Annotated in this window: 10 protein-coding genes and 1 other RNA gene; 6 read left to right on the top strand and 5 right to left on the bottom strand. The window is 71.6% G+C overall.

The features are described 5' to 3' along the window. From ABR571_RS00625 to ABR571_RS00610, 4 genes are all read left to right on the top strand, one after another. A partial coding sequence (locus ABR571_RS00625) for an amidohydrolase family protein (protein WP_409451247.1) occupies positions 1 to 644 on the top strand: 644 nt, incomplete at its 5' end. Further along, entirely contained in the window at positions 641 to 1,420 is a 780-nt protein-coding gene (locus tag ABR571_RS00620; RefSeq protein WP_409451246.1) for a hypothetical protein, read from the top strand. The genes ABR571_RS00625 and ABR571_RS00620, both read left to right, overlap by 4 nt. A 33-nt stretch (positions 1,421 to 1,453) precedes the next feature. Beyond that, positions 1,454 to 1,831, top strand: a transfer-messenger RNA (tmRNA) gene (ssrA, locus tag ABR571_RS00615). Positions 1,832 to 1,971: 140 nt separating this feature from the next. After that, complete coding sequence (locus tag ABR571_RS00610) at positions 1,972 to 2,793, top strand: M55 family metallopeptidase (RefSeq protein WP_409451245.1); 822 nt, start codon at positions 1,972 to 1,974, stop codon at positions 2,791 to 2,793. A gap of 22 nt (positions 2,794 to 2,815) precedes the next feature. Here the strand turns inward: ABR571_RS00610 and nhaA are convergent, their stop codons facing one another. Beyond that, positions 2,816 to 4,702: a Na+/H+ antiporter NhaA gene (gene nhaA / locus ABR571_RS00605; protein ID WP_409451244.1), complete on the bottom strand. Its 1,887-nt coding sequence runs from the start codon at positions 4,700 to 4,702 to the stop codon at positions 2,816 to 2,818. A gap of 66 nt (positions 4,703 to 4,768) precedes the next feature. On the opposite strand from nhaA, the gene ABR571_RS00600 reads away from it, so the two are divergent. Next, entirely contained in the window at positions 4,769 to 5,908 is a 1,140-nt protein-coding gene (locus ABR571_RS00600; protein WP_409451243.1) for a CaiB/BaiF CoA transferase family protein, read from the top strand. Here the strand turns inward: ABR571_RS00600 and ABR571_RS00595 are convergent. Together ABR571_RS00595 and ABR571_RS00590 are read right to left on the bottom strand one after the other, a co-directional pair. Beyond that, the gene (locus tag ABR571_RS00595) at positions 5,902 to 6,549 is read right to left on the bottom strand and encodes a YczE/YyaS/YitT family protein (protein ID WP_409451242.1); all 648 of its coding nucleotides are present in this window, start codon (positions 6,547 to 6,549) and stop codon (positions 5,902 to 5,904) included. The two genes, ABR571_RS00600 and ABR571_RS00595, sit on opposite strands and share 7 nt — an antisense overlap. 33 nt (positions 6,550 to 6,582) lie before the next feature. Then, positions 6,583 to 7,065 carry a DUF1203 domain-containing protein gene (locus ABR571_RS00590; protein WP_409451241.1) on the bottom strand — a complete coding sequence of 161 codons (483 nt, stop codon included), beginning with the start codon at positions 7,063 to 7,065 and terminating at the stop codon, positions 6,583 to 6,585. An 84-nt stretch (positions 7,066 to 7,149) separates the two neighbouring features. Here ABR571_RS00590 and ABR571_RS00585 point away from each other — a divergent pair, with 84 nt between their 5' ends. Further along, positions 7,150 to 8,037, top strand: a complete 888-nt coding sequence (locus ABR571_RS00585) for a PhzF family phenazine biosynthesis protein (protein ID WP_409451240.1) — start codon at positions 7,150 to 7,152, stop codon at positions 8,035 to 8,037. 6 nt (positions 8,038 to 8,043) lie between these two features. Here ABR571_RS00585 and ABR571_RS00580 read toward each other — a convergent pair whose 3' ends face one another. Together ABR571_RS00580 and ABR571_RS00575 are read right to left on the bottom strand one after the other, a co-directional pair. Continuing rightward, the gene (locus ABR571_RS00580) at positions 8,044 to 8,976 is read right to left on the bottom strand and encodes an NAD-dependent epimerase/dehydratase family protein (RefSeq protein ID WP_409451239.1); all 933 of its coding nucleotides are present in this window, start codon (positions 8,974 to 8,976) and stop codon (positions 8,044 to 8,046) included. Between the two features lie 101 nt (positions 8,977 to 9,077). Then, the coding region (locus ABR571_RS00575; RefSeq protein ID WP_409451238.1) for an alpha-ketoglutarate-dependent dioxygenase AlkB at positions 9,078 to 9,709 on the bottom strand (632 nt) is incomplete at its 5' end.

Genomic DNA, 9,709 nt, shown 5'->3' with positions numbered 1-9,709 from the left:
TCTATCCGCACAAGCCGGCCATGGCGCAGGGGCTCTCGGAATGGGCCCGCGAGTTCGCCGCCCGGACTCCCGGCTGCGTCCCGACCGGCACGTTCTTCCCGGAGCCGTCGGCGGCCGGTTACGTGCGAGAGGCGCTGGAGGCCGGGACGAGGGTCTTCAAGGCGCACGTGCAGGTGGGTGCGTACGACCCGCGCGACCCGCTGCTCGACGAGGTGTGGGGACTCCTGGCCGACGCGGGGACGCCTGTCGTCGTGCACTGCGGCAGCGGGCCGATGCCCGGCCCGCACACCGGCCCCGGGCCGTTCGGCGAGGTGCTGTCCCGCCACCCGCGGCTGACGGCCGTGATCGCGCACGCGGGCGCGCCCGAGTACACGGAGCATTTCGCCCTGGCCCGGCGCTACGAGAACGTGCATCTCGACACGACGATGGTGGGCACTCCGTTCTTTAGCGCGCTCGTGCCGCTGGGACGTGACATCATCCGGCAACTGGGAGAGCTGCAGGACAAGGTCGTCCTGGGCACGGACTTCCCGAACATTCCATACGCGTATGCCACACAGCTCGCGGCGTTGCAGGAGTTCGATCTGGGACCGGACTGGTTGCGCGACGTCTGCTGGTACAACGGGGAGCGGCTGCTCCGCGGATGAATGAGGGGGACCGGTTGCCGAGGGCGGGGATCGACTTCGATCGGGTTGGCGCGGCGGTGCTGGCCGGCGTGATCGCGGTGATCCTGCTCGTCATCGTGTCCAGCGAAGCCCGCCGGTGGCTGCGGTCGCGCCGGGCCGCGGCCCGGGCCAGCGAGGTCCCGCGCAAACCGGCGCTGGCCCGCTTCACCGACATCGAGATCACCGATTCCCGGACGTTCGGCGGCGGCGCGTGGTCGGCCCGGGTGCGGCGCCGTCACGACACCGTCACCTACGGCTATCTGGCCGTGGCCGAGGAACACGCCAGCCCCGACAGCGGCGGGCAGTGGTGCACGCTGACCGTGACGCTGCCCGGCCGCGTCCCGTTCCTCGTCATCGACAACCGGGCCGGCGTCGGCCGGCCGGGCGTCCCGCTCGATGCGCCGCAGCACGTCGCCCTGGACGACCCGCCCTTCGACGCCACCTACGTCGTCGGCGCGGCCGATCCCGAGCAGGCGGCCCGGGTGTTGTCGCCGGCCGCTCGGGAGGTGTTGCTGCGCGCCCGGGTTCAGCGGCTGATGCTCGACGAGTCGCAGTTGCTGCTGCGGACGCTGGACGGTGTCGGCTTGGACGATGGGTCGATCGCGTGGCTGAACGGGGTCGCCGCCCGGTTCCTGTCCTCGACGCCGTCCTTCGTGTCGTCGACCCGTCAGCCGACTCCGCCGAGCGGTTCTCTTCTCGCACCGGAGGCGCCGGATGCGCCCCTGCGCGAGGGCCTGTACGGGACGGGCGGGGAGTAGCGCCGCTCCGCTACCCTGGAGAGGTGATCCCAAGGGGGTGAATGGTCTCGACTCCGTTCGTGGAGTCAGGTGAAGCGGGCCGAGGTTCGCGTTGCTGCCCTCGTTAAACAAGCGACGCAACAAAAAACAAGCGCCGATTCTAATCGCGCTGACTTCGCTCTCGCTGCCTAGTACAGCCTGAGCAAGTCTGTCAGCCCGGGTTCGTCACCGGCCCGGATGCTGGCATCAGCTAGGTGACTCACCGCCCGCCGCGGTCGCGGCGGCAGGCGGGAAAACTCACAGCGACTGGGCCTGTCACTGACGACTTGTGTGCATGATCGTCGGGGTCGAGTAGAGGCACCGCACACTGCGCCCGGAGAAGCCCTGGTGAAGCGACGGAGGACGCGGGTTCGATTCCCGCCACCTCCACCGCGAGACCGCGAAGGCCCCGAACCACACCGGTTCGGGGCCTTCGGCTTGTCGGCGGACCGGTCGGTGCCCAGGAGAACGCGACAGCGCTGCGAGTCAGATCCGAAGTACGGTCCAATGACGATCGGCGAAGGGAAGGGCTAGTGCGAGTACTTGTCTCGGTCGACATGGAGGGCGTGGCCGGCGTGGCCGCGCCAGAGGATGTCACCCCCGGCCAGCCGCACTACGACCGCAACTGCGGCTACATGACCGACGAGGCCAGCGCCGCCGTCCGCGGCGTACGGGCCCACGACCCCGAGGCGTCGGTCGTGGTCGTCGACGCCCACGCCGACTTCCGCAACATCGTTCCGGACCGGCTCGCCCGCGGGTGCACCCTCCTCCGCGGAGCACCACGTCCGCTCAGCATGCTGACCGGCGTGGACCGCGACGTCGACGCCGTCTGCTTCATCGGCTATCACGGACGGGCCGGCACGGCCGCCTCGGTGCTCGCGCACACCATGAGCGGGGCGACGGTGGCGCGAATCCGGTGCAACGGCGAAGAACTCGGCGAGCTGGGCCTCAACGCCGCCCTCGCCGTTCACTACGGAGCTGTTCCGGTGCTGGCCACCGGCGATGACACGCTCGTCCGCGAGGCGTCGTCTGTCGTCCCGGGAATGGCGACGGTCGAGGTGAAGCGGGCCGTGGGGAACCGCGCCGCCGAGAGCCTGCACCCCGACGAGGCCTGCGCCCGAATCGAGGCGGCCGTGCAGACGGCGCTGCAGCACCCGTCCCCGAGCAACGGGCCGCCGTTCTCCGGTTCCGTCGATCTCGAGATGGACCTCTTGCGGCCGCGGATGACCGAGTACGCCGCGATGATCCCGGGCGTCGAGCTGCGCGGCCCGACCACGGTGGGCTACCAGGCGGCCGACTTCCCGGCCGCCTACAACCTGATCGAGGTGATCACCACGCTGGCCGGCTCCGGTTGATCCAGCCCGAACGGGCCGGTCATCAGCGGTGCAGCCCGGCCTGCGCCCGGGCGGTCTTGACCGCGGCGGTCAGTGAGGCGATGTCGAACGCGCCGTAGTGGCGCTGGCCGTTGATGAAGAACGTCGGCGTGCCGGACACGCCGCTGAGGTCGGCCGACTCGATGTCCTGGTCGATGCGGGTGCGGTGGACGTGGCGCATCAGCTCGTCGTGGAAGCGCGCCGTGTCCAGCCCGAGGTCCGCGGCATAGCGCATGAGGTCGACCGGCCGCAGCTCCTCCTGGTGGTCCAGCAGCACGTCGTGCATCTCCCAGAAGTTGCCCTGGGCGGCAGCAGCTTCGGCGGCTTCGGCGGCGAGCTGCGCCTGCGGGTGCACGTCGGACAGCGGCAGGTGGCGCCAGACGTAGCGGATGTCGGTGTCGTGCAGCAGGTCGCGGACGACCGGTTCGGCCTGCCCGCAGTACGGGCACTGGAAGTCGCCGAACTCGATGACGGTGATCGAGGCGTTGGCCGGGCCGCGGATGTGGTCCTCGTCGGGATCGACCGCGGGGATGAGGTCCTGGATGACGGCGGTGTCACCGAGCAGCGCGCGGGCCTTCTTCAGCGGCGGCAGGGTCGCGGTGAAGCGGTAGACGGCCCAGGTCAGCGCGGACGCGATGAACGCCGCCGACAGGGCGCCGAGCTTGGCCTCGGCCAGCTCGACGCCGGAGAACGCCCGCGTCGCGATCAGCAGCGCGACGGTGAAACCGATGCCGGCGATGGTGCCGCTGCCGATCACCGCGGCCCAGCCGACCGGCGGCCGGACCCGGCCGCGGGTGAGCTTGGTGACCGCCCACGAGGTGGCGATCACCGCCACCGGCTTGCCGGCGACGTACCCGATCAACACGCCGAGCGTGATCGGGGCCGTGTAGGCGTGCTTCAGGAACCCGCCGTTGAGGACGATGCCGGCGTTGGACAGCGCGAACACCGGGACGATCACGTAGCTCCTCCAGGGATGGAAGAACGTCTGCAGCCGGGCGTTCGGTGACAGCGTCGACGCGAGGCTGATGGTGGCCGACCGGGCGAGTTTCGGGGTCGGCTGCTCGCGGAAGCGGCGGACCTCGCCGGTCGCTTCCTCCAGCGCGCCGCGGTTGGGGGTGTAGGCGGACGCGGACAGCCCGATGGCCAGGCCGGCGACGACCGGGTCGACGCCGCTCTTGAGCAGCGCGGCCCAGATGACGATGCCGAGCGTGGTGTAGACGAAGCGCTGACGCATCCAGAACGCGGTCGTCACGACCAGCAGGGCGAACACCGCGACGGCGATGGCGAGCGGCATCATCTTGATGTCGTCGCTGTAGACGAAGGCAATGACGAGCAACGCGGCGAGGTCGTCGACGACGAACACGGTCAGCAGGAACACGCGCACCCGGTCGGGCACATTGCGGCCGAGGATCGACAGCAGGCCGAGCGCGAGCGCGGTGTCGGTGGACATCGCGATGCCCCAGCCGTGGGCGCTCGACCGGCCGCCGTTGATCGCGAGGTAGATGAGGACGGGGATCGCCATGCCGACGATCCCGGCGGCGAACGGCAGAAGGAACCGGCGCCGTTCGCGCAGGTCGCCGAGGTCGAACTCACGCCGCGCCTCGAGCCCGACGACGAGGAAGAACAGCGTCATCAGGCCGCTGTTCACCCACGTGCGCAGGTCGTGGCTGATGCCGGTCGAGCCGAGCCGGAACGACAGGTCCGTGTGCCAGAACCGGTCGTAGGAGCCGACGTCGATATTGGCCCAGATGAGGGCGGCGGCGATCGCGGCGACGAGGGCCCCGGCGCTGCCCGACTCGGTGCGCAGGAACGAGCGCATCGGAGCCGCCCGCTGTCGGGCCCACAGGGTCCGTCCGCGCCAGAGCGAGCCGGGGGCGTCGGTGTCAGTCATCAGCGCCCACCGCGCGACCTTACTAAGCCGGGCTGCCGGCTGGCGGCGGTCTGCTTCGATTGTCGGATGACGCCGCTGGACGGGATCCTGGTTGCCGACTTCAGCCGGGTGCTGGCCGGTCCATTGGCGACGATGACGCTGGCCGATCTCGGCGCGACCGTGGTGAAGGTGGAGCGGCCGGGCGAGGGCGACGAGACGCGAGCGTGGGGACCGCCGTGGACGACGACGTCCTCGTCGTACTTCGACTGCGTCAACCGCGGCAAGCTCGGCATCGCCCTCGACCTGGCCGACGAGGCCGACCGCGCGGAGGCGGTGGAGCTCGCCCGGCGGGCCGATGTCGTCGTGCACAACCTGCGCGGCCTGGATCGTTACGGTCTCGGCTACGACGCGGTGTCCGCGGCCAACCCGCGGGTCGTCTACTGCTCAATCACCGGGTTCGGCCCGGCCAGTGACCGGCCGGGCTACGACTTCCTCGTCCAGGCCATGGGCGGCCTGATGAGCATCACGGGTGAGCCCGGCGGTGAGCCGCGCAAGGTCGGCGTCGCGGTGGTCGATGTGCTGACCGGCAAGGACGCGGTGATCGGCATCCTGGCCGCACTCCGGGCCCGGGCGCGGACGGGCGCCGGCGACCACGTGCAGGTCGACCTGCTGTCCAGCCTGCTGGGCGGGCTGGTCAATCAGGGGGCGGGCTATCTGGCCACCGGCGTCCCGCCGGGGCGGATGGGCAACCAGCACCCGTCCATCGCCCCGTACGAGACTCTGCGCTGCGCCGACGGGCTGGTCGCCGTGGCCTGCGGCAACGACGGGCAGTTCCGGCGGATGGCGGCGGCGCTGGACCGCCCGGCGCTGGCCGACGATGCCCGGTTCGCGACGAACCCCGACCGCGTGGTCAACCGCCCCGCGCTCGTGGCGCTGCTCGAGGACGCGCTGGCCGGCGACACGGCCGCGGGATGGGAGCAACGGCTCGCCACGGCCGGCGTGCCGGCGGCACTGGTCGGCGACATCGGTTCGGCGTTCGCGCACGCGGCCGACTACGGGCTGGAGCCCACCGTCGAGGTCGGGACCGGCCGGCAGGTGCGCCACCCGGTCCGGTACCGCGCGAACGACGTCGCCACGCCGAGCGCTCCGCCGGCGCTGGGGGAGCACACCGAGCTCGTCCGCGAGTGGCTGGCCGGGCCGGGCGACGTGGCGCTACCCCGTCACTGACCGCACAGTTCATCCTCGACGAGCGGTCGCCGGTCGGCGGACGACGCGTGGATGTCGAACAGCGCGACCCGGCGGGACACCAGGTCGACGGCCGGCCCGATCAGGAAGATCACGAACACCGTGCCCGCGCCGATCGCTGCGCCGAGCAACCAGCCGATCAGCGCCCCGCTGCCCTGCAGGAACGAGTAGCTCCACCTGAACGGCACCGGCGGGTCGAAGGCGATTGGCGCGGCCTCGGTCGGCCCCGGGCCGGCGCCGCTGCCGAGGTAGCCCGCGACACCCACGACGACAACGGGGAACGCGGCCGCCAGCAGCACGATCCGCCACGCGAGCGAGCCGGGCTCACTCGTGATCGCCAGCATGGCGTTGATCGTCAGGCCGACCACGACGGGCTGGATGATCGTGCCCCAGGCCGGCCGCAGCCCGCGCCACCACGCCAGCGCGACGAACACTGCGCCGACGGCCACGTTGACGGCGGCGAACGGCACGCCGGTCGCGATGGTGAGGCCGTTCACCAGCGTCGAGAAGCCGTCGGAACCGAGGGCGGCCGTCAGCAGCAGGCCGACCCCGATCCCGAGGACAACGCACGATACGACGAGTTGGACGAAGCGCGGGCGGTGCCTGACCTCCTCGATCGTCACTCGTGCTGGCTACCACACGGGCAGCACGGTTGCCTAAAGGTTTGCCCGCGTGACGGCGAACATGAAGCAACCGTAGGCGAGGTTGCGGCCGTGCACCTGGACGACGCCGGGGGCGGCCAGCACCTCGGCGATCGCGGCCTCCGGGTCGGTGCCGTCGTGGGTGGTGGTGGACGGGTGGATCCAGCCGCGCGCGTCGTAGGCCCGCAACGCCTGTGGCTTGCCCAGCCAGTCCGCCGGGTAGCGGTCGGTGTGCAAGGGTCCGGGGCAGTCCGCGGCGTGGGCGTACACGGCGCCGATCTCGGTGTACGGGCTGGCCGGAATCGGCGGCGCGTAGCCGAACAGGATCAGCGCCTCACCGGCGACCGCGTTGCGCAGACAACAGCGCAGGGGCTCCCCGCCCTCGGCGCACAGGTGCTCGACGGGATAGCCGGCGTCACCGCGGCCGCACCGGCGGACCTCGGCCAGCACGTCGGCTGGGATGGGGTGGATACGGAAAATGGTCTGGAGTGCTGTCATGTGATCAATGCTCGCCGTCCGGCTGGCGTCGTGCTGGCGGCTTTCGGACACGGCGTCCGGACTACCGCGTGCCATGCTCGATGGGTGATCGGTTTGGACGGCGAGGTCGTGTGGACGACGGTCTTCGCCGACAGCCCGGGCGGCGGCAACCCGTGCCCGGTGGTGTTCGGCGCCGAGGGGGCGACGACGGCCGAGCTGCAGGCGAGGGCGGCCGAGTTCGGCGCCGAGACGGCGTTCGTGCTGCCGCCGGAAGCCGGCGGCGACGTGCGCCTGCGCTACTTCGTCCCGCTGCACGAGATGGAGATGTGCGTGCACGCGACGGTGGCGTCGGCCGTCCTGCTCGGCCAGTCCGGCCGGTTGCCCCGCAGCCCGGCCGCGGTCGAGACGCCGCTCGGGGTGCTGGACGTCGCCTGGGACGCCGACGCGGGGGAGGCGACCGTGGCCCAGTTCGCGCCGCAGTTCGGTGAGCCGGTCGACGAGGACGGGCGCGACCGCGTGCTGTCCGCGCTCGGCGCCCCGCGATCGTCGGTCGCGGCCGGGGTGGGGCCGATCCAGGCGGTGTCGACGGCCCGTCCCAAGCTGATGATCGCGCTGGCCGACGAAGCCGCACTTGACGATCTGACACCGGATTTCGAGCAACTCTGGGCGGCGTGCGACGAGTTCGACGTGACCGGGTTCTATCCGTTCACGCTCGACGCCGCGGGTGCGGACGCAGCGGCGCGGCAGTTCCCCCGCCGGGCCGGCTACGTCGAGGACCCGGCGACCGGAGTGGCTGCGTGCGCGCTCGGCGCCTACCTGGCCAGGCACGGCGGCGGACCCGACGGATGGCACCGGTGGCAGATCGCGCAGGGCCGGACGCTGGGCCGTCCGTCGCTGATCGTCGTTGAGGCGCTCGTCGAGCACGGCGCCGTCGTCGCCACCCGGGTCGGCGGCCGCATGCAGCGCAGCGGTCCGCCGACCCACCGGCTGTAGAGCTCGTCAGTTGAGTGCTTCCTTGAAGCCCTGCCGCCACGAGGGGTAGCGCAGCTGCCAGCCTAGCTCGCGCTTGGCCTTGGCGTTGGAGAACCCGCGTCCCTCGGTCATCATGGCGACCGCAACGTCGCCGGCGATCATTCGGGCGAGCCACTTGGGCACGCGCATCGGCGGCTTGGCGCCGGCGCACTCGGCGAGGTACGGCAGCCACTCGCTGGCCGGGGCCGGTTCGTCGTCGACGATGTTGAAGACGCCGGTGGCCTTCTGTTCCACGGCGAGGACGGTCGCGGTGGCCGCGTCGTCGAGGTGGATCCAGGAGCTGTACCCGGTGCCGCCGCCGACGAGCGGGAACTGGCGCTTGCGCACGAGCTCGACCTGGTCGTCACTCGCGCCCGGTCCGTAGAAGCCGCCGTAGCGCAGGATGGCCCCGCCGGCCGCGCCCACGGCGTTCTCCAGGTAGGCGATGGCGGCCATCCCGGGCTGGGCGACCGTCCCGACGTGCGGGTCGAGCGGTTCCTCCTCGGTCTTGATCCAGCTGCCCTCGCGGATGCCGTTCCAGCTGCCGTAGCTCTGCGCGACGAAGTGCGCGACGCCGCTTGCCTCGGCGGCCGCCAGCAGGTGGTCGGTTCCCTCGGTGCGCAGCCGGTTGGTGGTGGCGAACCAGCGGTCCATGTGCTTGATGTCGGGCTTGCCGCCGTGCGGCAGAGAGATCGCCGTCATCTGGTTGACGATCACGTCCGGCCGGGCCGCGGCGACCGCCGTACCGACCGATTCCGCGTCGAGGCCGTCCATGACGACGGGGTCGGCGCCGAGCTCGGCGAGCAAGGCGCGCTTGCCCGCGTCCGTCGTGGTCGCCGTCACATCATGGCCTTGGGCGACGAGCATCGGCACCAACCGCCGCCCGAGAACCCCGGCGCCACCTGCTACGAAAACGTGCATGACCAATCACCGTCCTGACATTCCAACCTTGAACCCTCGAACATCAGACGAGCTGGGACGGCGTTCTGTGACGTCGGCCGGCGGGCGAGGTGAGGCAGCTCTCAGCGCACGCCGCGGGGCCGGAACTGCACGCTGATCCGCGGCCCGATCGCCCGCGCGGTCTTCGGCACCGCGTGCTCCCAGGTGCGCTGGCACGACCCGCCCATCACCAGGAGGTCGCCGTGCCCGAGCTCATTGCGGATCGTCGGGCCGCCCCCGTAGCGCGGGCGCAGCAACAGTGCCCTGGGCGCCCCGAGCACGATGATCGCCACCATCGTGTCGTGCGTGTTCCCGCGGCCGATCCGGTCGCCGTGCCAGGCCACGCTGTCGCGCCCGTCGCGGTACAGGCACAGCCCGGCCGTCGCGAAGTTCTCACCCAATTCGGCGGCGTAGTGCTCGTCGAGCAGCCGCTTCGCCACCACCAGCGCCGGGTCGGGCAGCAGCTCGGCCTCGTCGTAGAAGCTGAGCAGCCGCGGCACGTCGACCACCCGGTCGTACATCGGCCGCCGCTCGGCGTGCCACGGCACGACCTCGTGCAGCCGCTCGAACAACGTGTCGGCGCCGCTGATCCAGCGCGGCCGCAAATCGACCCAGGCGCCCTCGGTCAGCTCGCGCCGCCGCACCGTCGAGCCCAGCGGGCCGACCCCGACCGTCGAGCCGCAGTCGAGCAACGAGGCCTGGAAGGCGAGCGCCG

It is taken from the genome of Jatrophihabitans sp., from assembly GCF_046262535.1.
Lineage (GTDB): Bacteria > Actinomycetota > Actinomycetes > Mycobacteriales > Jatrophihabitantaceae > Jatrophihabitans.
Note: the sequence above shows the minus strand (reverse complement) of the source record. Positions and strands in the feature narration are given on the sequence as shown.

Bases quoted from the DNA above. Each gene is read 5' to 3' on its own strand.
- ABR571_RS00620 (WP_409451246.1), top strand. From the start codon at position 641: ATGAATGAGGGGGACCGGTTGCCGAGGGCGGGGATCGACTTCGATCGG.
- ABR571_RS00590 (WP_409451241.1), bottom strand. From the start codon at position 7,065: ATGACAGCACTCCAGACCATTTTCCGTATCCACCCCATCCCAGCCGAC.
- ABR571_RS00600 (WP_409451243.1), top strand. From the start codon at position 4,769: ATGACGCCGCTGGACGGGATCCTGGTTGCCGACTTCAGCCGGGTGCTG.
- nhaA (WP_409451244.1), bottom strand. From the start codon at position 4,702: ATGACTGACACCGACGCCCCCGGCTCGCTCTGGCGCGGACGGACCCTG.
- ABR571_RS00580 (WP_409451239.1), bottom strand. From the start codon at position 8,976: ATGCACGTTTTCGTAGCAGGTGGCGCCGGGGTTCTCGGGCGGCGGTTG.